Origin of the sequence: Pseudonocardia alaniniphila (assembly GCF_022524485.1) — a bacterium.
GTDB classification, from domain to species: domain Bacteria; phylum Actinomycetota; class Actinomycetes; order Mycobacteriales; family Pseudonocardiaceae; genus Pseudonocardia; species Pseudonocardia alaniniphila.
Genome location: NZ_JAKXMK010000037.1, coordinates 57,553 through 78,676, shown reverse-complemented (window position 1 = coordinate 78,676; position 21,124 = coordinate 57,553). Strand labels below are relative to the sequence as shown.

Below are 21,124 nucleotides of genomic sequence, written 5' to 3'. Positions count from 1 at the left end.
TTCCTGGGCGGGTCAGAGGATGATCGCCACGTCGTTGGCGGGGCGAAGAGCCGTGAGGTCGAGCTCAACGCGCTTGTGGCGGATCATCAACCGGTTCCCCGCGACGACGAGGCGGTAGCGGTAGCGGCCGACGTAGTGCACGGCCTGCCGGTTGCGGTAGCGGAACACGGCGAACGCAGCGGTGACCAGGAGCTCGTCGCCCTCGATCGCGCGCAGCCGGATGTTGCTGACCAGGTGGCGGGTGTTGGAGTGGGGGTACTCGCGGTGGGCCTTGCGGCTCTTGAGTCGCTCCACCCGCGAGCGCAGCCGCAGCCCGTCGTCATCGATCAGCATCAGGTTGTGGTCAGGGTCGCCATCGCGGTCATCGGTGGCGGGGACGACGTAGCGCGCGTCCGGGGTGTAGAGGCCCGCCCACTCGTCGAGAGCCCAGTCGTCGAGCAGCTCCGCCTCCAGTACCAGCAGGTCCTCGACGTCGGCGCGGGTCGTCTCGGCGAGCGACGCCACCGCAGGCGCCTCGTCGGGCGAGATCACGAGCGGACTCATCGTGCACCCACCGGTGCCCCACGGCGCTCGACCTGCCTGCTCCATTGCCGCCAGAACGCCCTCATCTGTTCCTCGTCGGTCAGTTGCGCATCGCGGGCCATGCCCCGTGAGATGTCGTTCCACTCCACGCCACCGCTGGCGAAGCCCTGCTGGCAGGACTCGAGGGCCTCGATGTCGTCGGGCGTCGCGAACCCACCCGGACCCAGGAACGTCAGGAAGCTGTCCAGACGACGTCGGCGCAGGTCGGGGTGCTCGTTCAGCGGGGCCAGCTGCCATGCGGTGATCTCGGTGCGGTCCGATGCCGTCGGCATGAACGTCCGCACGGTGACCGCCATGATGTCGTTGACGATCAGGTTCGGGTAGATGAGCAGGTTCCGGCTGGTGTCGGCCATCCGGCGGGCGCGCTCGGCACCGTGGCGCGCGGTGAGGTCGGCCCTGATGCGCTCGATCACGTCCTTCGTCTGTTCCCCGAAGATCGGTTCCCAGCGGGCCGTCGGGCGTCCCCACGGCGCCTCGCCCTCGACCACCGCATGGCCGTTGCCCAGGTCGCGTGCCCGGCCGGAGTCGGTGAGCCGGGGCTCGCTGCCGAGCTCGGCGAGGTACTTGAAGTAGGTGTCGTGCACGGGGGCCGCGTGGTAGCCGTCGATGCTGTTCTCCACCAGCAGCTTCCAGTTGGCGTCCATGCCGTACTCGTGCGTGCCGGTGATGATCTCGACCCCGTCGGCGGCCGCGTCGATGACCAGGTCGAGGTAGTCGGCAGCCTCACCGAGGTACGTGCGCAGATCGACGGCGTCAGGGTCGTAGCAGAGGAACAGGAATCCCCGGTAGCTCTCCAGCCGTGCGACGTGCGCCAGCCCGAGCGCGTCGAAGTCGAGGCCGCCGCCGTAGGCCTCCCGGTCCGGCACCCCGACCAGCTTCCCGTCCGTGTCGAAGGACCAGGCGTGGTAGAAGCACTGGAACACCTTCGAGTTGCCCCGCTCACGCCGGCAGACCACCGCGCCTCGGTGCGTGCAGGTGTTGTGGAAGGCGTGGATCTCCCCGGTTCTCGCCGAGCGCACCACGAAAACCGGCCTTCCGCCCACGGAGCGCCGCACGTAGTCGCCCGGCTCGCGGATCTCCGACTCGTGCCCCAGGTAGAGCCAACAACGACCGAACACCCGCTCGAGCTCGGCGGACAGGACCGCGGGCGAGGTCATCGTGGAACGGTGCACCCGGAAACGGCTCCGGCCGAGGTCCTCATCGATCAGCACGTTCGGCGATGAGGACCCGAACTCCGCGGTGGAATCACTGGGCAGCGGCATGGCGGGCCTCTTCGAGCGAGCAAGCGAAACAGCCATGTCCGTTCATATACGGGATGGCGGTGCACTCTCGCCGATGCCGCGACCCCTCGCGCTTGCTCATCGCCATCTCCTAACCCATTTATCCCGCAGGGTGCTCAACCAGCGACGAAAGCACGTACGACGGGATTCAGCGTCCCCATTCAGCGTCTAGGGTAAGAGTCGACGCCGAGGCCTGCAAGCTCAGCGGACCCCTTCTCTGCGAAATCCAGAAATACGGGGTCAATTCTCGACGCAAGGGCGCCGATCTCCGGCACGAGTGACGTGCGGCCCGTTCGGGAGAATCCGCTCGATTCATCTCCGGGTCAAAGAAGTGTTCGAGGCCTGCTACACGGAATCGCTGATGCCCTCGTCGACCTGACGGAAGATGGAGCGCTGGTACCGGCCCGGGGTCTGGCCGACGAGCGTGGCGAAGATGTCGATGAACGCGCTCGGGTTGGCCCAGCCGCAGGCCACGGCGGTGTCGATGACCGGGACGCCGTCGGCGAGGAGCAAGAGGGCGCGGTGAATACGCAGCTGCGTGCGCCACTGGGGAAAGCTCATGCCGGTCTCGGCCTGGAACAGGCGACTGAGCGTCCGTTCGCTCGCGCCGACGCGGTGGCCGAGTTCGGCGAGCGTCGCGGGGCTGGACATGTCGTGCGCGACGAGGTGTGCCACGGCCCGCAGGCGGTCGTCGGCAGGTTCGGGCAGATGAAGGGGCTGTTCAGGTGCGGCGACGATGTCGTCGATCACCACGCGTCGCAGCCGCGCCCGTGCGCCGGCCGGACGCGAGACGGGGCCGGTGAGGCTCAGAACCGCTTGCCGCGCGAGGGGGGTCATCACCAGCACGGCCGGGTGGGCGGGCAGCAACGCGACCAGGCCGGGGGCCATGAAGACGACGCGCATGTCCGTCGCGCCGTGAGCGCGGTGCTGGTGCGCGAATCCTGGGGGAATCCACACGCTGCGGTTCGGCGGCGCGATCCACGAGCCCGATTTCGTCACGAGCGACAGCACTCCGGTCGCCGGGTAGACGAGGTGTCCGCGCGTGTGCGTGTGCAGCGGCGTGCGCTCGGCATGCCCGAGCTGGTGGACCTGTTCGGGCTGCGTGAGTTCGTGGCGGGTTTTGGGCATCGAACGTCAGATTAGCAGTTGTTGGCCACCGGGGCGGGCGAGTGAACTCGATGGGGAACCGGCCGACGTCCGAGGTGGACAACGGAGTGATCGCGGTCACGGCCGTTCGTCCTACCTCGAAAGGAAACCCTGCATGTCGGACCTCGTCCGCCCATCGCTCGGGCGGCCGGTCGCCGGAGACGGCGCGAGGAACCGGTCGTCCGGTCTCGCCTCCGCGGTGCTCGCGACCGGACTGCTCGTGATCGCGCTCAACCTCCGCATCGGCGTCGCCTCGGTCGGCCCGGTGCTCTCGGACATCCGCGCCGGCCTCGGGCTCTCACCGACCGTCGCCAGCCTGCTCACCACCATCCCCGTGTTCGCGTTCGGCGCCTTCGCGTTCCTCACCCCGGGACTCACCCGCCGGCTGGGGATGCACCGGCTGCTGGGCCTGACGATGCTCGCCCTCGCCGCCGGCGTCGTGCTGCGCCTCGAACCAGGACTCACGAGCCTGTTCGCGGGCACGGTCGTCGTCGGGGCCGCGATCGCGGTCGCGAACGTCGTGATGCCTGCGGCGATCAAGCACGGTTTCACGCACCGCGCCGGGCCGATGATGGGCCTGTACTCCACGGCGTTGTTCCTCGGCGCCGCCCTCGCGTCCGGGCTCACGGTGCCGCTGCTCGCCGTGGGCGGGACCTGGCGGCCGACGCTCGCGCTCTGGGCGATCCCGGCCGCGCTCGCGTTCGCGGTCTGGCTCCCGCAGTTCGTGCGGGCACCGGTCCGCACGCAAGTGCCGCACCAGGCCGCCGACACGCCGTGCGAAGCCGGCGAAACGCCGTTCCGCGCGGTGCTCACGGACCCGATCGCACTCGCGGTCACCGCGCTGATGGGCGTGCAGAGCATGAGCTACTACACGACCCTGACGTGGGTCCCCGCACTCCTGGAGGACCACGGGATGCCCGCACCGGAGGCGGGATGGCTGCTGTCCTATTCGGCGTTCCCCGGCATCGTGGCCTCGCTGATCGCGCCGGTGCTGGCCAAGCGGATCCGCCCGACGTGGCTCCCGATCGCCGCATCCGCAGTCCTCACCGGCAGCGCCTACCTCGGCCTGGCCGTGAGCCCCGTTTCCGGGGCGTACGCGTGGATGACGCTGCTCGGCCTCGGGCAGGGCACCTCGCTCAGCCTCTCGCTGAGCTACATCGTGTGGCGCTCGCCGGACGCGCACCACACCGGCCACGTCTCGACCATGGCCCAGGGGTTCGGGTACCTGCTCGCGGGCCTCGGCCCGATCGGGCTCGGCGCCGTGTACGCCGCCACCGGCGGGTGGACCATCCCGCTAGCCGCACTCGGCGGGCTGCTCGTGGTGCAGGTGGCGACCGGGGTCGCCGCGAGCCGCGAGCGCCACGTCCTCGCCGGCCGGCGCCGGATCGAGGTCGGCTGAGCCGTCTGCCGGGCGACGGCCGGACCGCTTGCCCGTCGCCTCTGCAAGCGCGGGCACGCTCCCATCGGGCTCCGTCCGCGCACAGGATCGCGGCCCGGACGCGATATCAGTCCTCGCGCAGCCGGATCCCCGGGCGCCATCCGAGCTGCCGGGAAATTCCCAGTCCGCTGGTCACGACCGATGGGAGCGCCGCCTGGTGCGTCACCGAGCCTGTACGCACCACCACGGACAGGGCCGCCACAACGCGGCCCTCCCCGTCGACGATGCGGGTGGCGACCGAGTCGGCGTCCTCGGTCAGCTCGCCTCGGACCGTGGCCGTGCCGGTCCGCCGGCAAGCGGCCATCTGCGAGCGGAGCAGGTCGGGGTCCACCACCGTCCGAGAGGTCTGTCGAGGGAGACGGCCGCCGAGCACGTTCTCGATCAGGTCGGCTCCACCATGGCTGAGCAGGACCTTGCCCACTCCGGAGCAGTGCAAGGGCAGCCGGCCGCCGACCTGCGAGACGAGTCCCACCGCCTTCGGTGCCGACAGCCTCTCGATGACCACAGCCTGCTGACCTTCGAGGACTGCCAGCTGAACGTGCTGTCGCAGGGCGGTGTAGAGGTCGTCCATGAACGGCTGTGCCAGCGTCCGCAGCGACTCGGTCAGCGGGGCCAGGGTCCCGAGTTGCCACAGGCGCAGCCCGACGGTGTACCGCCCGTCGCTCCTGCGCTCGAGCGCACCTGCGCCCACGAGTTCCAGCACCAGCCGGCGCACGGTGGCGAGCGGGATCCCGGTCTCGCGGGCGAGCTCGGTCAGGCTGAGGTCGCTCTGCTCGGCCCGGAACGCGAAGAGGATCTCCAGGAGGCGGGAGCTCACGCTCCGACCGGGCTCATTGGTGCGGGGCATGGCGCGCCTCCCTCTCTCACCGGCGATGTTCATTGAATGACAACAACCGCTCCGGCGCTCGACGGCCCCGGCACGATGGCGCGTCGGTCGTGCCCAGGAAACCCGCGGCCGGGAGTGGAGTACGGACAGATGGTCGCTTCGGCAGCCGAGACACCGGAGATCGCGATCGTCGGCGGCGGGATCGGCGGGCTCGCAGCGGCCGCCTTCCTGCACCGCGCCGGGCTCCCGAGCACCGTGTACGAACAGGCCTCCGAGCTGACGCCGGTGGGCGCGGGCGTGGTGGTGGCCCCCAACGCCGTTCGCCTGCTGCGCCGCCTCGGCGTCCTGGACACCTTCCTGGAACGGGCCGTGCAGCTCCAGGTCGGCTGGGAGTTCCGGCGATGGCAGACCGGAACGGTCTTGTCGGCCGAGAACCTCGAGGCCGCCTGCGAGCGGCTCTACGGCGAGCACACCTACACCGCACACCGCGCCGACCTGCTCGACGCGATCGGCTCTGCCGTACCGGCCGGAACGGTCCGCCTGGGCCGACGCTGCGTCGGACTCGACGCCGCCGGCCCGCGTCCGGTACTGCGGTTCGCGGACGGCGAGGTGGTCGAGCCGGACGTTCTGATCGGCGCGGATGGCATCCACTCCGTGGTGCGGAGCACGCTCGCCGAGCCCTCCCCCGCGACCTACTCGGGTCTCTGCGCGTTCCGAGCGCTGGTGCCGGCCGAGCGCGCGCCGTCCTTCGCCCGCCGGCCGGCCCAGACGCTGTGGATCGGCCCGGATCACCACCTGGTGCATTACCCGATCTCGGCCGGCCGGCTGGTGAACCTGGTGGCCTTCGCACCCGCCGGTGACTACTCGATCGAGTCGTGGACGGCCGCCGCCACGGTCGAGGAGTTCCTCACCGAGTTCGCGGGGTGGGATCCGCGGCTGATCGATCTGATCCGAGCGGCCGGAACACCCGGGCGCTGGGCCCTCCTGGACCGCGCCCCGTTGCGACGGTGGAGTGTCGGGCGCACGACGCTCCTCGGGGACGCCGCGCATCCGATGTTCCCGTTCTTCGCGCAGGGCGCGGCGCAGGCGATCGAGGATGCCGCCGTCCTGGCCGCCTGCCTGGCCGGGGACCGAGCAGACCCGGCGCGCGGCCTCCACCGCTACGAGGAGTTGCGCCGTCCGCGCACGAGCCGCCTGCAGGAGGTGAGCCACGCACGCTCGTTCGTCAACCACCTCCCCGACGGGCCCGAGCAGGAGGTGCGCGACGCGTCCTTCCGCGACGCCGACCCTCTGGTCGCGAACAGCTGGATCTACAAGTACGACCCCGACGCGGCGATCGCCGAGGCAGTGACGGGGGCAGGCGGGTGATGATGCGGCGCCTCACCGGTGAGCACTCGCGGCCCCGGACCCCGAGTGCACTGTTCTCCCCCTGCTCGGTTCGGCTTACACCACCGGGATGATGCCGCCGTCGACGCGGAACTCGGCTCCCGTGAGCCACTTCGCGCGGCCGGACGCGAGGAACGCGATCATCTCTGCCACGTCCTCGGGATCGCCGGGCCGGCCCATCGGCACCTTCAAGTGATCCACGAGCTGCTGCCGCACCTCCTCGATGCCGACGCCCTGCCGATCGGCCATCTGCCGGAGGTGCTCGACGGCGCCCTCGGTGACCACGAAGCCCGGCAGGACACACACCACGCGCACCCCGTGCTCACCCACCTCGGTGGCCAGCTCGCGGCTGTAGACATTGAGCGCCGCCTTCGCCGCCGCGTAGGACGCCTCGGTGCGCTGCGGGAACCGGCTCGCAATCGACGAGACGTGCACAACCACGCCAGAGCCCCGCTCCACCATCCCCGGAACCAGGGCCCGGTCGAGGCGGACCGCACCGAGCAGGTTCACGTCCAGGTCCGCACGCCACGACTCGTCGGATCGCTTCAGCGTCGGCACCGGGGCGCTCGCGGCACCCGCATTGTTGACCAGGACATCCACCCCGCCGACGCTGTCGATGACCCGTCGGCCGAGCTCCTCCACTCCGTGAATCGTCCCGAGGTCCGCGGGGATGAAGGTGGCCGGCAGATCCTCCGGAGGCGCGCTGCGTGAGGCGGTCAGCACCGTCGCGCCTGCAGCGGCGAATCGACGCACAGTCGCCTCACCCAGTCCACGGCTGCCACCGGTGACCAGCACGCGAAGGCCGCCGAGCCCCTCTTCCGAGAACGTCATGGGAGCACTCCTCCACTAATATGAACCAGACTCCGGAAACTCTAACTAATATGAACCAGACTCACGTTATGGAGGCGCTGTTGCAGTCGTCACGTCCACTGCGCGCTGACGCGCGGCGCAACCGCGAGGCACTCCTGGCCGCGGCACGGGAGGCGTTCCTCACCGGCGAGGCCGACGCTCACGTAGAAGAGATCGCCCGGCGGGCCGGAGTGGCGGTCGGGACGATCTACCGCCACTTCGAGACACGCGAAGCCCTCATCGAGGAGGTCTACCGCCAGGAGGTCGACGACCTGTGCGCCGCACCCACAGAGCTCCTGAACCGGCATGCGCCGGACGAGGCGTTGCGACGCTTCCTGCTGTTGCTCGTGGAGCACTCAGCCGTGAGCAAGGGAATGGCCGTCGCGCTGGAGAGCATCATGGCGACGGATTCACCGGTCTTCGATGACGCCCGCACGCAGATGGCACAGGCTCTCGATCGGCTGCTCGAAGCGGGCGCGGCAGCCGGCGCCATCCGTGGCGGCGTCAGCGGGCGCACACTGCTGCGCGCACTGGGAGGCATCTGCGGAATGCGTGCCACGGAAGGCTGGCGGGACGAAGCCGTGCGCATCACCGCGATCCTTTTCGACGGCCTGCGTTTCGGCGCACAGAAGGCAGGCTGAGCCGCTCGGCCGTCACCCCGTTTGCGCCCGGGACATACGTTCTTGCCTGTGACGCAAAGTGATGGCGACCTGGACAGCCTCGTACGCAAACGCATCCGCGCCGTGCGCGTGGCACAGGGCTGGTCTCTTGAGGAACTGGCCTCCCGCGCCAACCTCAGCCAGTCCACGCTCTCGCGCATCGAGAACGGGCGGCGCCGCCTCGCTCTGGATCAGCTGGTCATCCTTGCCCGCGCCCTGGACACGACCCTGGATCAGCTGGTCGAGACCGCCACCGACGACGTCGTCACCAGCCCGATGATCGATGCCCGGCACGGGCTGATGCGCTGGCCGATCAAGGGTGTTCCGGGCATGAGCGTCGTGCGTCAGCGGATGACCGAGCCGCCGGACGATCCCGTACGGATGCGCGCGCACCCCGGTCGCGAGTGGCTCGTCGTCCTGTCCGGCACCGCGATTCTCGCGCTCGGCCACCGACGCTTCCGCGTCGAGACGAACCAGGCCGCCGAGTTCCCCACCATGCTCCCGCACGCCATCGGCACCGAGACCGGCCCGTGCGAGATCCTCGGCATCTTCGACCGTGACGCTCGCCGCGGCCATCAGCTCGACGGTCGCAACAAGGGCGCCGGTGAGCCGGACAGCCCCGGCACGTGACCTCCCGCCGCGGCACGCGCTTGCGCAGGCGGCACACCAGACAGCCACCGCCTTGCCGATTCGGAAAGAGATCGTGCCGCACGCGCATCGCCGCCATAGCGTGCGCACATGACCCACGCACACCCGCACGCCGCCCGTCACGGCGCGCACCACGGCCTCCAGCACGCGGCCGGGTCCGGCAGCCAGGCGGAGATCCTCGACCTGGACGCGGAAGTCCTCGCCGAGCACATCGCCGCCATCACCGCATGGCTGCCCATTGAGTCCGCCCCACACGAGATCGTGGACCTGGGGTGCGGGACCGGCGCCGGCACCTTCGCCCTCATCGCCCGCTTCCCCGACGCACGCGTCACCGCCGTCGACTCCTCGGCCGAGCACCTTCACCGCCTGCGAGAAAAGGCGTACGCGGAGGGGGTGCAGGAGCGCGTGCGCACCGTGCAGGCCGACCTCGACGCCGCCGACTGGCCCGACCTCGGCACGCCGGACCTGGTGTGGGCGTCTGCGTCGATGCACCACTTGGCCGACCCCCACCGCGCCCTGCGCACCGTCCACGACATCCTCACGCCCGGCGGCCTGTTCGCGGTGGTCGAGCTGGCCGGCTTCCCCCGCTTCCTGCCCGAGAACGCCCCGGAGGACCGGCCCGGCCTGGAAGAACGCTGCCACGCCGCCGGCGAGCGCTACCACGCCGAACACGTGCCCCACCGGGGCGCCGACTGGGGACCCATGCTGACCGCCGCCGGATTCGCCGTCGACGGCGAACGCACGGTTACCGTCAACATCCCGGGCGACCGCAGCGCGGCCGTCGGCCGCTACGCACTCGGCGCCCTGCAGCGCCTGCGTCACCGTGCGGCTGACGCACTGTCGACCGACGACCTCGCGGCGCTCGACGGACTACTCGACACCGACAGCCCTCGCAGCATCCTGCGCCGCGGTGACCTCGCGGTCCGCACCGAGCGCACCATCTGGGCCGCGCGCCGCAACGGCTGAGCACTGGCTACGTGGGTGTCTGCAGGGACGCCTCCCTTGTTTGCGGGCCGGTCCCTTCCTGCTCCTTCTCGCGACGGATGATCAGCCCGAGCACCGGAACCAGCGCGAGGCCGACCAGGGATGCGACCGCGATCGTGTAGTACGGCGCCAACAGACTGCCGGTGGCGCTCTCGATAAGGCCGTAGACAAATGGGCCGACGAACCCGCCGACGATCCCGATCATGTTGATGAACGCGAGACCGGCCGCCGCCATCAGGCCCGACATGCGCGACATGGCGACCACCCAGAACAGCGGCAGGGTGCCCAGGGCGAAGAAGTTGGCGACATAGATCAGGGTCACGCTCAACCCCACGCTCGTGGAGAGGATGAAGGTCACCAAGATGAGCAGTCCGGCGCCGGCGCACACGCCGATGAGGGCGATCTCGCGGCCGATTCGCCGTTGTAGCCACGGGAAGAACAGCACCCCCGCCAGCCCGGCGATGCCACCGCCACCGGCCACGACCCCGATGAGAAAGGGGCTCTGGATGCCGAGCGACTGCACCAGGGCCGGGAAATTGAAGCCGATGCCGGAGCTGATCGCCTGATTGATGAAGTAGATCGCGGCCAGGACGATCACGACCGGGCGACCGAACGCGAAGCGCAGGTTCCCGCGCAGATGCGTCCGCGTCGGTGCCTCATGTCCCACCGCCCGCGCCGTGAGCACGGCGGCCTCATCTTTTGTGAGCCACCTGGCGTCCGCGGGCCGTCCAGGCAGGAGGAACCAGACCAACACACCGACCAGGATCGTGATGATCCCCTCGACGAGGAACATCCACTGCCACCCGTGCAGGCCACCGACGCCGTCCAGCTCCATCAGCGCCCCGCCCATGGGCGAGCCGATGAAGATCGCGATGCAGGGCGCGGTATAGATCAGGCCCACCACCATGCCGCGGTGCTTCTGCGAGAACCACAGGGTGACCATGTACATCATGGCCGGGAACAGGCCCGCCTCGGCGGCGCCGAGGAGCACGCGCAGGACGTAGAACGACAGCTCGTTCTGCACGAACATCATCGCGGCGGAGACCGCGCCCCATGTGACTGCGATGCGAGTGATCCACAACCGCGCCCCGATCCGGTACAGGACAAGGTTGCTCGGTACCTCGAGCAGGGCGTAGCTCACGAAGAACAGGCCTGCGCCCAACCCGTAGGCAGCCGCGCTGAGCCCGATGTCGGCCTCGAGGGCGGTCTTCGCGAGGGCGACGTTCGTCCGGTCGACGTAGGACATGAAGTACGCGACGGCGAGTACCGGCAGCAGCCGCGCCATCGCTTTCCTCGTCGCGAGTTCGTGCAGCAGGTCCGTCGCGCTCGTCATCTGGTGGCTCCGGCTTCGACGTCGATGTGGGATCCGGGGGCGCACTTCCAGTGCTGCCGGCGCGGCCGTCGCACGATATGGCCTACCACCAGCAATACTACTGAGTATCACGGTAAGATCGTGATCACGTAGTGTCAACCGCAGCGACAGCGGCATGCGGGGATGCACCCCAGGTGCGGGCAGCAAGGAGGAGCCGGTGGGCACGAGCCCCGAGGTCGAAGCCAGCGCGCGGAGCAGGATCCTCGACTCAGCGGCGGAGGCGTTCATGCGCAGTGGGTTCGCCGCTACGACGATCGATGACATCGCCCACGAGGTGGGGGCCACGAAGGGCCTCGTCTATTACCACTTCCGGTCGAAGTTCGACATCTTCCTCGCTGTGTACGGGGAGGGCATGCGACGCGTCCGGGATCGGGTCGAGCCGCACGCCGAGGGCTCCGGCGCCGGGCGCGACCGACTCGTCGCCATGTCGATCGCCCACCTGCTCAACCTGATGGAGGACCTCGCCTACCACCACGTCGTCCATCAGGCGGTGCGGGGCGAGGCGTCGACTGCGCTCAAGGCCCGTCAGCGCGACGCCTTGCTGGCCCTGAATCGGCTCCGCAAGGACTACGAGCAGATGTTCAACCGGGTCGTGACCGAGGGGATCGACGACGGCTCATTGCGCAGGGTGGACTCGACGCTCGCCACCAGGACCCTGCTGAGCAACCTCAACGCCGTCGACATGTGGTACCGCCGGATCGAGGGCCAGACCGGCGACGAGCTGCACGACCTGGCCGGCCGGATCGTCGACCTGCTCATCGTCGGCCTCGCGAGCTGAACGTCGACCGCTGCCTCGATGCGTGCAGGGCAGGCCACGGCTCACGCCCAGCAGTCACGGAGCCAACCGCGACTGGTCCACCGACAGGTATCCATGCTTGTCGCTGCCGTCGTCGGGGATGTCGTCGATCGCGTTGAACTGATGCAGCCACGAGATGTGCGCGCTGTCGAGGTTGCCCTCGATCGCTTGCACCCAATTGCACGGAGAGAAGGTCTTTCCGAGCTCGGGATGCCGAGCGCCGCAGCGGCGACCCGGATGTTCAGAACATCTGTGGCGACGCCTACACGCGCAACGGTGCGCGCGGCGCCGGGACCGGCCTGCCTCGCTCGTACAGGTCGGTCACGATCGCGACACGCAGCCGTTCGAGGCGGGTCAGTGCCTCGAACGGCGTGCGCCCCTCGGCGACGCATCCGGGCAGCTCGTCGTAGCCGACCCGGCACATCCACTCGCCGTCCTCGCGCTGGACCGCCCGGACGTCGAGCACGTACGGGATCGCGAGCAGCTCATCCAGGCTCGCGGTCGTGGTGCTCACGCTCCGCCCGCCATGCTGGGGTCTAGATCGGGGTGCTCGACGCCGGTCTTGCGCAGCTCGGCGGTGGCTTCCATCCAGTCTGCGTCCGCCGGAAGCACGATCCCGCCGGAACGCTGCTGGTAGGCCTGCGGCACGTCGACCGCAGGCGGGACGGTGCCGGCCGCGGCCAGCGCGCGGGCGGCGGCCAGCAGCCGGCGACGGACCCGGATGACCATGACGTCCGAGCTACCCAGGTGCTCGCGCGTTCGATCGAAGATCGGTCCCATGCTCTCGGTGATGGCCTGATCCTCGATGATCACCCCCGCCAGGCCGGTGTAGCTCCGCCCACTGCGCTGCAGTGCGCGATCGATGAGGTGGTCGTTCTCGACGCGCGCGGTGATCCGGAACCGCCCGAACCAGTCACTGGTGTTGGGCAGGAACTCCGTCGCCGTCGCCTCACGTTCGGTGATGCCCACCTTCTGCGAGGCCGGAGCCGTGTACCGGCGTGCACCCGGCGCGGAATGGAACGCCATGGTGTGCGTGTCGTCCATCGGAACCCACGCCCGCAACTGCGACTTCGTCCCGAGCACCCCGGTCGGAACCATGGTGTAGAAGGGGAACAGAAAATGCGCGAAGCGCCAGTACAAGCTGTCTTCGGAACCGGCCGGACGGTATGCGCCATACGTCGCACCGAACTCGGTGTCCAGCACTTTGTAACGTGGAGCGCGGTCTTCGATCGTGTAGCGCAGGAACGACCCCTCCGGAGCGTCCTCGGGATCCGCGTGACCGACGTGCATGAAACCGAAATGGCTCGTGTCGATGTCCCCCTCCAGCGCCTGCAGCCAGTTGCACTCGCGCTGGAACGCCCAGGCCACGCTCGCGCCCTCGGGGTTGTCGAACCACTCGAAGGACGGCATCGGCGGCGGGGTATGGCGCGGGCCGATGTAAGCCCAGATCAGCCCGCCGGCCTCCGTCACGGGGTAGGTCGGGAGCCGCACCTTGTCCTTGAAGTTGCTGCCCACCGGCTCGTTCGGCATGTCGACGCACGCGCCGGTCCCGTCGAACTTCCACCCGTGGTAGACGCAGCGAATACCCTCGTTCTCGTTGCGCCCGTACCACATCGAGGCACCGCGGTGAGGGCACACCTCGTCCATCAGAACGGGCGTGCCGGAGGTCGTCCTGATGGCCAAGAATCGCTCGCCCAACAACATGATCCGGAGCGGGTCACAGTCCGGTTCCAGCTCGCTCCCGAGTGCGAACGGCAGCCAGTACTCACGCATCAGGTCACCCATCGGCGTGCCCTTGGCCACTCGGCAGATCGTCTCGTTGTCGGCATGACTCAGCATCGGGTCCTCCGCGGTAGACCGGTTCATCGACCGTCATTGCCGCCAAAGCACGTGAAGCCACGCTTGGTCAGCGCGCTTCATCGCGCGAGTTCGAGCCGAACGCCTGCCGGCGCTCCGTGGTGGGAAATTGGGCGGCAGTGTCTTCAATCTTGAAGCGGAGATCCAGTCGTGTCAATAGAGGGCCGCGGCGATCGGGGCGTTTCCCCTTCGATGATCGAGCTGGGCTCGCGCTACCCGGCGACGCGCCGCTCGTCCGCCCCGGAGGGCATCACGTGGCCCCCGACAGCCACCCCGGATCGTCCACGCAGCGTCGGCCGCAGGAGCAGTTCCCGCAGCCGGGGCAGATCCCTGGCCCGGAGGACATCCACGATCACGTGCAGACGCTGGCCCGACCGACCGGGGTCGGCGCTGACATCGACGCTCAGCGAGCGGTACGCAGCCGTTCGGATCCAGAGCCGCTTCACTTCCTCGACGATCAGCTTCTTGGGTGACAGCTCGTAGATCCCCAGATAGAACTCGGCGAGCTCCTGAAGGGCGATGTCCGGACGGCCCGATCGAGCGTGTTGTTCGATGTCATCGGCGACGTTCTCGAGCTCCGCGAGCTGGGCGTCGGTCGGCCACTCGATCTCCTCGAGAGCCTCCCGCTCCAGAAGCAGGCGCATCGTGTAGAGCTGCTCCATCTCGTCCCGGTTGAACTTCGCGACGAAGTAGCCTTGATTGAGCCCGTGGACGAGCAGGCCCTCGTTGGTGAGGATCTCGAGCGCCTCTCGTAGCGGCGGCCGGCTGACCCCGGTGCGGTCGGCCCACACCTGTTGCCTGATCTGCTCGCCAGGGCTCAGCTCACCGCTCAGAATGGCGGCACGCACCGTCGAGAGCACCAGGGCCGTGGCCCGGCCGGCCGGCTTCGTCACTGAAACCCGCGACATCCCCGCTCCCTTCGATCGTGCGGTCCGCCGCACGTGCGCCACACGGCCCGACCGCCCGCCCGGCGCGGCCCCGCACCCGCCGAGACCCCGCCTCGATCGTCCAGGGGGTGCCCCACATCTGTCCTCGCTGCGCGGACTGCATCACGATACCGTCGGCCTCGTCACGCGTGATCGCGTGATCATCCGTCCTTTCGGCTGGTTGCTCCCGGCGTCGCAGCGCTGTCGTGGGGCATCACCCATCCCCGGGCGCCTCAGTGCGTGGGTGTGTCGACGTTGTCGGTGATTTCTCTCCACGAATCGAGTTCGCTGAGCCGGAATTCGAGCGCAGCTTGCATGTCCTGGGCAGCGGTTGAGCCGGTTGCCAGACGCAGCGGGGGCCGGTCGGAGTCGACAGCGGCCATGATGGCGGTAACGACTCTGTCCGGCGCGTTGAAGGCTTCGGGCGGCAGGGTACCGATCGAGGTCTGGACTTTGCGGACGGTGTGGTCGTAAGCAGGATTGGGCTCGGCCACGTCGATATTGGCCAAGAAGGCGGTGGCGGTGAGGCCCGGCTGGACGAGCGTGACCTTGATTCCGAACGGAGCGACTTCGTCGACAAGGGCGTCCGCGATTCCTTCGACGGCGTATTTGGTGGCAGCAAGCAGGCCGACACCGGCAAAGGCGGTCTGCCCCAAGTACGACGAGCTCTGAAGGATGTGCCCGGAATGTTGTTCGCGCAGAACCGGAAGAGTGGAGCGCAACACGTTGAGGACGCCGAACACATTCGTGTCGAAGACTGCGCGCGCCTCTGCGTCAGTAGCCTCCTCGACCGCTCCGAACAGCCCGAAACCGGCGTTGTTGGCGACGACGTCGATGCGACCGTAACGCTCGACGGTCCGTTCGACCGCCGCACGCACCGATTGCTCGTCGCGAACATCGGTCTCGACAATCAGCACCTGATCGGGACGCCGTTGCGCGAGTTCACGGGCCTGGTCGCCGCTGTTCCGCGCAAGCATCGCAACATTGTCACCGCGCTCCAGGGCGGCAATGGCGAGAGATCGGCCGATCCCGGATGTAGCGCCGGTGATGAGCCATGTACGCCGCGTGGGCGGCTGGTTGATCGCAGAAGTCACGGTTGACTCCTTTCTGTGTGTTCACGATCCGCGCTCGACGACGGTCTCGACCAACCCTGTGGTGACGTCGTAGACAAGGCCGGAGACGTGGACACCGGCGAGGCGGGTTTCGGCCCGCAGCGCGGCGACGTCGTGGGCGACGGCGGCCCGCGGGTCACCGAGGGACACGCCGGGGAGGTCCTGCTGGTCGATCTGGAAGTACCGGCTGAGCAGGTCCGGCTGGTCCTGGATCAGGGTGATGCCGCACTGTGTGTGCTGCAAGACGGCGATCTCCCAACCGGGGCCGATGTCGGTGCCGTTGGCCTGCGCCACGTGGCGGAGCATGACCAGTTCCATCAGTGTGTGCGGGGTGATGCGCCCACCGACGTTGCGGATCACGGCTATCTGGCCCTGCTCCGCGCCGAGGACGACGGCCGGGTCGACGCGCGGGTCGAGGCAGCTGATGACGATCGTGGCGAAGCTCGGCCGCATCTCGAGGCTGTCGAGGAACTGGGTCTCGGCGAACCTCCGGTTGCGGTCGATGAGGGTGTCCACAATGCCCATGCGGATGCTGCTCCTTCAGGTCAGAGGCGCTGCTCGCCTATCGCGATGCGAGAGCCGGGTACAGGGCGGTGACGGGCTGGGAGAGCGCAGCGTGCACACGCTTGGTCGTCTCGTCGACGAGCACCTCGTGTTGCCCGGCTTCGAGTGCGTCGAAGACAGCGGCGACGACGTCGGCCGGCTTGTTCATGCCTGTCGCGTTGCTGCCCGCTTGCATCGGCGTGTCGGTCGGGCCGAGGTAGGCCCCGAGCACCTGGACCCCGTCGGGCGACAGCTCGAGCCGGAAGGCGTTCGTCGCCATCCACAGTGCCGCCTTGGAGACGCTGTGCGCCTTCCCGACGGCGAACCAACTGAGTACGGAGCCCACGTTGACCAGCGCGCCCTCGGCTGAGCGAAGCGCGGGTGCGAAGGCGCGGGTCAGCCGGATCGGACCGATCAGGTTGGTCTCGATGTTCGCCGTGATGTCGTCGAGCGGGGCGGTCAGCAGATCCCCGCGCGGGAAGATGGCCGCGTTGTTCACCAGGATCGTGGTGTCGCCGGCCCGTTCCCGGGCCCGATCGATCGCGTCGGGGTCGGTCACGTCCAGTTGCAGCGGCACGACGCGGTTGTCGCCCCACCCCTTGGGGTCGCGTGCCGCCGCGTAGACAAGGCGGGCGCCCCGCGCCACCGCGGTCGTGACGAACTCGGCGCCGAGCCCGCCGTTGGCGCCCGTCACGAGAACGGTCGCGTCCTTCAGGGATGTCATCCTCTGTTCCTTTCGCGTGCTTCTTCGCCGGTGGTTCCGTGACCGGGTCAGGTCAGGGTCACGGAGTGGATGTTCAGGGTGATGAGCTGCCCGCCCGAGGTGGTGTTGTCGGGTTCGCGGCGGAGGACGTATCGCCGGGTGGGAAAGGCGAATCCGTCGAACGTGCGGTAGTCGGTGGTGTAGTGGGCCGTCAACGGGTTCCCGAGGACGTCGGGGCTGTAGTCGTGCCTGCGCAGCAGGTGGTCCCCGGCGCCGAAATAGAGGGTCTGTACGGAGCTGTGCGTGGTGATGTGGCCGGGGAACTCGACGCGCAGTCGTCGCCAGGTCTCGCCGTTCTCCGGCCACGGCTCGATCTCCTCGACCCGAACGCCGTCCCAGTCGAGAAGGAAGGGAATGGTGAGGTAGCCCCAGAATGCGTACCCGGCGAAGTACGCGGCCTGCAGTTCGTCCCAGCGTTGGTCCGGCGGGTGGCCGTCGAACGCGCGACGGGGCTCGTCCCGCGCGGCGAGCACGTGGCCCTCGGAATCGAGGATCTCGACGTGGTCGGGGGTGTAGGAACCCCGGCGATCCGGCATGCCGAACGGTTCGATCGTGACGCGTTGCCTTCGTGGGTCGAGCGTGGCGCCGGTGTGTGCCAGGAAGTCCGCACGGGGCCATGGCAGGATTCCGCCGGCCGAGCCGGTGAACCGCACCTGCGTGAGCTGATGCCACCGTTCCAACCGGCCGTGCGCGTCATACACGCGATCGAGCAGGTCCGTCATCACCGCACCCCGTTCAGCAGGTCGGCATGCGCGCGGGCGAATTCGCCCACGGTCATCGACCGCCGGCCGGTGAGCTTCTCGATGTTGTCGTCGGCGCCCGACATGCGCCCGTTCTGATAGTCGATCAGGGCGCCGCCGATGTGCTGGACGCCGTACGGGGGGACTCCGACCTTCACCAGGTAGGCGACGAACTCCTCCACCGACGGGCTCTCGTAGACGATCTTGCGGCCCAGGGCCTCGGACAGCTCGGCCGCCATCTGCTCCTGACCCAGCTCGACCGGGCCGGACAGCGGGATGGTCGTGCCGATGTGCTCGTCCGGGTGCGCCAGCAGGGCTGCGATCGCCCGCCCCTGGTCCTCGGCGCCGACGATCGAAGAGGTGCCCTTGCCGGTGGCGACCCACAGGCGGCCCTGCTGGATGTTGGGCAGCATCCAGGGGTAGGTGAACCACTCCAGGAACATGGTCGGGCGCAGATGGATGACGTCCAGGCCGGACCAGTTGAACACCTGCTCGGAGACATAGGTGTCCCGAGTGGAGTCGCTGGTGGATTCGCGGTTCGCGGAGCGCTGCGAGAGGTTGAGGACGACGTTGCCGCCGGTTTCTCTGGCGGCCTGGGCGAAGTTGACGGTTGCGGGGATCAGGCCCGGCTGGATCGGGTAGACGAAGTACGCCGCGTCGGTGCCCTCGATGGCCGGGCGGACGGTGTTGATGTCCAACAGGTCACCGACGACGACCTCGGCGCCCGACTCGGCCAGGGCCCGCGACCGGGCGTCGATGCTGTGCACCAAAGCCCGCACGGTGAGGCCGAGGGCGAGGGACTCCCGGACCGCGGCGCGCCCGGTGTCGCCGGTAGCGCCCGTGATGAGGACGGTCCGATTTCCGTCCGAAGAGGACATGCGTGGCTCCATGATCAGGAAGGGGTGATGGCCTGGATGTCGAGGGAGACGAGCACCGGGCCATCAGGGGTGGTGTTGTCGGGATTGCGGGGCACGACCCAGCGGCGGGTGGGGAAGGTGATCCCGGCGAAGTTCCGGTAGTCGACGCTGTAGTGCGCGGTGGGCTGGCCGCCGAGCACCTCGGCGTCGTAGTCGTGCCTGCGCAGCAGGTGGTCCCCGGAGCCGAAGTAGAACGTCTGCACCGCGGCGTGCGTCGTGATGTGGTCCGGGAACTCGACGCGCAGCCGCCGCCAGGTCTGGCCGTTCTCCGGCCACGGCTCGATCTCCTCGGCCCGGAAACCGTTCTGGGCCAACAGGAACGGCAAGCTCACGTAGTTCCACAGCGCATAGCCGGCGAAGTACGCCTTGTGCAACCGGTCCCACGAACCGGCCTGTTCGTGCCCGGCGAACGCTCGCCGCGGATCGTTGCGCTGCGCGAGCACGGCGCCATCGGTGTCGACGATCTCGACATGGCCGGGCGTGTACAGCGCGCGGTGACCCGGCCCGCCGAACGGGTCGAAGTACGTGCGCTGGGCTCGGGTGTCCACCGTGGCCACGCTGCGCGCCAGCACACCGTCACTGGGCCAGGTGGTGCCGCCGACCGAGCACTCCACGCGGAGCTGCGTGAGTCGTCGCCAGCGATCCAGCCCACCGTGCGCGGCGAGTGCGAGGTCGAGCAGATCTGTCATCGGCGGTTCCTCGGTCGGGCTCCACTGCCGGCTCTGCTCGGTCATGGCATGGACCCTAACCAGCGAGCTTCATCATTGCAAGCGCACTTCGCTCATCGAAGCTCACATCAAGGACGTAAGTTTGCTACGTTAAATGCGTGAAGCGACGTGAGTTCGGCCAGTACTGCGGTCTCGCCCGAGCGCTCGAGCTGGTCGGCGAGCGCTGGGCCCTGCTGATCGTCCGCGATCTCACGGTGCGCCCGCGCCGCTACACCGATCTGCTCGACGGCCTGCCGGGCATCCCCACCAACGTGCTCTCCACCCGGCTGAAGGAACTCGAACAGGCGGGCATCGTCGAACGCCAGGTCGCGCCGGCGCCGCAGCGCGGGGTCCTTTACACCCTGACCGCCGCCGGCCATGAGCTCGAACCCGCCATCCTCACCCTCGGACGATGGGGCGCCACCCAGCTGGGCGAACCCCGGCCGGGCGAGATCGTCACCCCCGAGTCGGTGACCATGACCTTGCGGGCGGTGTTCAACCAGGAAGCGGCGGCCGGGCTCACGGCTTCCTGGGAGATCCGCGCCCCCGGCATGGTGCTGCACGCCGTCGTCACCGACGGCAAGCTCGACGCCGGCCCCGGCCCCGCCCCGGACGACGCCGACCTCGTCATCACCATCCCGTTGACCGACGAGCTGGCCTCGTACCAGAACCTCATGCAGGCAATGAAATGTGGACTGGTCGAGCTGGCCGGGCAGCGCAAGCTGTTGGACACCTTCACGCGCCTGTTCGCCCCGCAGGCCGCGTAGCCCGAACCGGCACCCGACTTCTCGGCGGGCGTTATGCGTACTTCGCGCGCATGCGCGGGTCCTCCCCCGGTGCGAGGTCGGCGTCGGGCATACCCATCAGCAGGGGGCCGCGCAGTTCGGTCAGCACCAGTACATGACGGTGGGTGGCCGTGATGCGTCGAGCGGGCCTCGTCGCGACGCTGAATTCCTGAGGCGGCAGCGCCACGCCCGAGTCGGGGCGCCGCGTCGCTCGACGGCCGCGACATTCAGCCGGGAAGGAGTCGCACCATGACCACCACGCTCAACCCATCGTTCGACCACCGCGCCGACGAGCGCGGAAACGTCATCAGGGTCACCACGCTCAATCCACCGTTCGACCACCGCCGTCACCAGTACGGAAGCGGCACCGGCACCGTGCCCGCCACGCTCAATCCGGCGATCACGACCTCACAGCCACAGCCGGCAGAGCACGCGACCCCACCTGCCGACCGCGCTGCATAACCGATGCCAGGGGCGACGCCCTCACCGGCTGCTGTCACCGCCTGGAACGCGATCATGAACAGCGACCAGGCTCGGCCACACCACGATCGGCGGCATCTGTCTGATCCACGGTTCCACGGGTAGAAACATTGATGGGCGGCTCCCCCGACGCGGGGAACCGCCCATCGTGCTGTCGGGACGACAGGATGTGAAGCCGCAGTACGCACGGATCGACCTCGCATCGCTCGTGAATGGCCGCCGAAGTTGATTACGACCAGCGACGAGCACATCCGCTCGAAGTCCGGTGGGCAGAAATTCCCTGCTGATGCTCCAGCGCTGCGAGTTGAAGACGTGTCAAGATCCAATC

24 protein-coding genes are annotated in these 21,124 nt (G+C 68.8%); 8 read left to right on the top strand and 16 right to left on the bottom strand.

Annotated elements, in window-relative coordinates:
* Positions 1 to 12 precede the first annotated feature (12 nt).
* The 3 genes from MMF94_RS34765 to MMF94_RS34755 all read right to left on the bottom strand — a co-directional run bounded on the left by MMF94_RS34765 (position 13) and on the right by MMF94_RS34755 (position 2,990).
* On the bottom strand, positions 13 to 543 hold the full coding sequence (locus MMF94_RS34765; RefSeq protein ID WP_241041699.1) for an aromatic-ring-hydroxylating dioxygenase subunit beta: 531 nt from the start codon (positions 541 to 543) through the stop codon (positions 13 to 15).
* On the bottom strand, positions 540 to 1,739 hold the full coding sequence (locus tag MMF94_RS34760; protein ID WP_241041698.1) for an aromatic ring-hydroxylating oxygenase subunit alpha: 1,200 nt from the start codon (positions 1,737 to 1,739) through the stop codon (positions 540 to 542). Before MMF94_RS34760 ends, MMF94_RS34765 begins: the two co-directional genes overlap by 4 nt.
* A 468-nt stretch (positions 1,740 to 2,207) precedes the next feature.
* Positions 2,208 to 2,990 (bottom strand): AraC family transcriptional regulator, encoded by a 783-nt coding sequence (locus MMF94_RS34755; protein WP_241041697.1) that lies wholly within the window; start codon positions 2,988 to 2,990, stop codon positions 2,208 to 2,210.
* A gap of 133 nt (positions 2,991 to 3,123) precedes the next feature.
* Here MMF94_RS34755 and MMF94_RS34750 point away from each other — a divergent pair, with 133 nt between their 5' ends.
* Positions 3,124 to 4,407 carry an MFS transporter gene (locus MMF94_RS34750; protein ID WP_241041696.1) on the top strand — a complete coding sequence of 428 codons (1,284 nt, stop codon included), beginning with the start codon at positions 3,124 to 3,126 and terminating at the stop codon, positions 4,405 to 4,407.
* Between the two features lie 106 nt (positions 4,408 to 4,513).
* Here the strand turns inward: MMF94_RS34750 and MMF94_RS34745 are convergent, their stop codons facing one another.
* Complete coding sequence (locus tag MMF94_RS34745) at positions 4,514 to 5,293, bottom strand: IclR family transcriptional regulator (protein WP_241041695.1); 780 nt, start codon at positions 5,291 to 5,293, stop codon at positions 4,514 to 4,516.
* A 129-nt stretch (positions 5,294 to 5,422) separates the two neighbouring features.
* On the opposite strand from MMF94_RS34745, the gene MMF94_RS34740 reads away from it, so the two are divergent.
* A complete protein-coding gene (locus MMF94_RS34740; protein WP_241041694.1) occupies positions 5,423 to 6,640 on the top strand; it encodes an FAD-dependent monooxygenase in 1,218 nt (405 codons plus the stop codon).
* Positions 6,641 to 6,715: 75 nt separating this feature from the next.
* Here the strand turns inward: MMF94_RS34740 and MMF94_RS34735 are convergent, their stop codons facing one another.
* Positions 6,716 to 7,489, bottom strand: a complete 774-nt coding sequence (locus MMF94_RS34735; RefSeq protein WP_241041693.1) for an oxidoreductase — start codon at positions 7,487 to 7,489, stop codon at positions 6,716 to 6,718.
* Positions 7,490 to 7,557: 68 nt separating this feature from the next.
* On the opposite strand from MMF94_RS34735, the gene MMF94_RS34730 reads away from it, so the two are divergent.
* From MMF94_RS34730 to MMF94_RS34720, 3 genes are all read left to right on the top strand, one after another.
* Positions 7,558 to 8,148, top strand: coding sequence for a TetR/AcrR family transcriptional regulator (locus MMF94_RS34730; protein WP_241041692.1), 591 nt, complete (start codon positions 7,558 to 7,560; stop codon positions 8,146 to 8,148).
* Positions 8,149 to 8,196: 48 nt separating this feature from the next.
* Entirely contained in the window at positions 8,197 to 8,796 is a 600-nt protein-coding gene (locus MMF94_RS34725; protein WP_241041691.1) for a helix-turn-helix transcriptional regulator, read from the top strand.
* Positions 8,797 to 8,904: 108 nt separating this feature from the next.
* The gene (locus MMF94_RS34720; RefSeq protein WP_241041690.1) at positions 8,905 to 9,780 is read left to right on the top strand and encodes a class I SAM-dependent methyltransferase; all 876 of its coding nucleotides are present in this window, start codon (positions 8,905 to 8,907) and stop codon (positions 9,778 to 9,780) included.
* Positions 9,781 to 9,787: 7 nt separating this feature from the next.
* On the opposite strand, the gene MMF94_RS34715 is transcribed toward MMF94_RS34720, so the two are convergent.
* Positions 9,788 to 11,287, bottom strand: a complete 1,500-nt coding sequence (locus MMF94_RS34715; protein WP_241041689.1) for an MFS transporter — start codon at positions 11,285 to 11,287, stop codon at positions 9,788 to 9,790.
* A gap of 40 nt (positions 11,288 to 11,327) precedes the next feature.
* On the opposite strand from MMF94_RS34715, the gene MMF94_RS34710 reads away from it, so the two are divergent.
* Positions 11,328 to 11,948, top strand: a complete 621-nt coding sequence (locus tag MMF94_RS34710) for a TetR/AcrR family transcriptional regulator (RefSeq protein WP_241041688.1) — start codon at positions 11,328 to 11,330, stop codon at positions 11,946 to 11,948.
* A 54-nt stretch (positions 11,949 to 12,002) separates the two neighbouring features.
* On the opposite strand, the gene MMF94_RS34705 is transcribed toward MMF94_RS34710, so the two are convergent.
* The 10 genes from MMF94_RS34705 to MMF94_RS34660 form a co-directional block, all read right to left on the bottom strand.
* Positions 12,003 to 12,140: a hypothetical protein gene (locus MMF94_RS34705; protein ID WP_241041687.1), complete on the bottom strand. Its 138-nt coding sequence runs from the start codon at positions 12,138 to 12,140 to the stop codon at positions 12,003 to 12,005.
* A gap of 88 nt (positions 12,141 to 12,228) precedes the next feature.
* Positions 12,229 to 12,480 carry a type II toxin-antitoxin system HicB family antitoxin gene (locus MMF94_RS34700; RefSeq protein ID WP_241041686.1) on the bottom strand — a complete coding sequence of 84 codons (252 nt, stop codon included), beginning with the start codon at positions 12,478 to 12,480 and terminating at the stop codon, positions 12,229 to 12,231.
* Positions 12,477 to 13,832: a Rieske 2Fe-2S domain-containing protein gene (locus MMF94_RS34695; protein ID WP_241041685.1), complete on the bottom strand. Its 1,356-nt coding sequence runs from the start codon at positions 13,830 to 13,832 to the stop codon at positions 12,477 to 12,479. The genes MMF94_RS34700 and MMF94_RS34695 overlap by 4 nt, the downstream gene beginning before the upstream one ends.
* A gap of 203 nt (positions 13,833 to 14,035) precedes the next feature.
* Positions 14,036 to 14,731 (bottom strand): GntR family transcriptional regulator, encoded by a 696-nt coding sequence (locus MMF94_RS34690; protein ID WP_241041684.1) that lies wholly within the window; start codon positions 14,729 to 14,731, stop codon positions 14,036 to 14,038.
* A 251-nt stretch (positions 14,732 to 14,982) separates the two neighbouring features.
* A complete protein-coding gene (locus MMF94_RS34685) occupies positions 14,983 to 15,843 on the bottom strand; it encodes an SDR family NAD(P)-dependent oxidoreductase (protein WP_241041683.1) in 861 nt (286 codons plus the stop codon).
* Between the two features lie 21 nt (positions 15,844 to 15,864).
* Complete coding sequence (locus MMF94_RS34680; protein ID WP_241041682.1) at positions 15,865 to 16,386, bottom strand: carbonic anhydrase; 522 nt, start codon at positions 16,384 to 16,386, stop codon at positions 15,865 to 15,867.
* A 37-nt stretch (positions 16,387 to 16,423) separates the two neighbouring features.
* A complete protein-coding gene (locus tag MMF94_RS34675) occupies positions 16,424 to 17,128 on the bottom strand; it encodes an SDR family oxidoreductase (RefSeq protein WP_241041681.1) in 705 nt (234 codons plus the stop codon).
* A gap of 47 nt (positions 17,129 to 17,175) precedes the next feature.
* On the bottom strand, positions 17,176 to 17,889 hold the full coding sequence (locus tag MMF94_RS34670) for a hypothetical protein (RefSeq protein ID WP_241041680.1): 714 nt from the start codon (positions 17,887 to 17,889) through the stop codon (positions 17,176 to 17,178).
* Positions 17,889 to 18,785: an NmrA family NAD(P)-binding protein gene (locus tag MMF94_RS34665; protein ID WP_241041679.1), complete on the bottom strand. Its 897-nt coding sequence runs from the start codon at positions 18,783 to 18,785 to the stop codon at positions 17,889 to 17,891. Before MMF94_RS34665 ends, MMF94_RS34670 begins: the two co-directional genes overlap by 1 nt.
* A gap of 14 nt (positions 18,786 to 18,799) precedes the next feature.
* The gene (locus MMF94_RS34660; protein WP_241041678.1) at positions 18,800 to 19,558 is read right to left on the bottom strand and encodes a hypothetical protein; all 759 of its coding nucleotides are present in this window, start codon (positions 19,556 to 19,558) and stop codon (positions 18,800 to 18,802) included.
* Between the two features lie 92 nt (positions 19,559 to 19,650).
* Here MMF94_RS34660 and MMF94_RS34655 point away from each other — a divergent pair, with 92 nt between their 5' ends.
* Together MMF94_RS34655 and MMF94_RS34650 are read left to right on the top strand one after the other, a co-directional pair.
* Entirely contained in the window at positions 19,651 to 20,298 is a 648-nt protein-coding gene (locus MMF94_RS34655) for a winged helix-turn-helix transcriptional regulator (protein WP_241041677.1), read from the top strand.
* 267 nt (positions 20,299 to 20,565) lie between these two features.
* Positions 20,566 to 20,778, top strand: coding sequence for a hypothetical protein (locus tag MMF94_RS34650; protein ID WP_241041676.1), 213 nt, complete (start codon positions 20,566 to 20,568; stop codon positions 20,776 to 20,778).
* Positions 20,779 to 21,124: the final 346 nt, after the last annotated feature.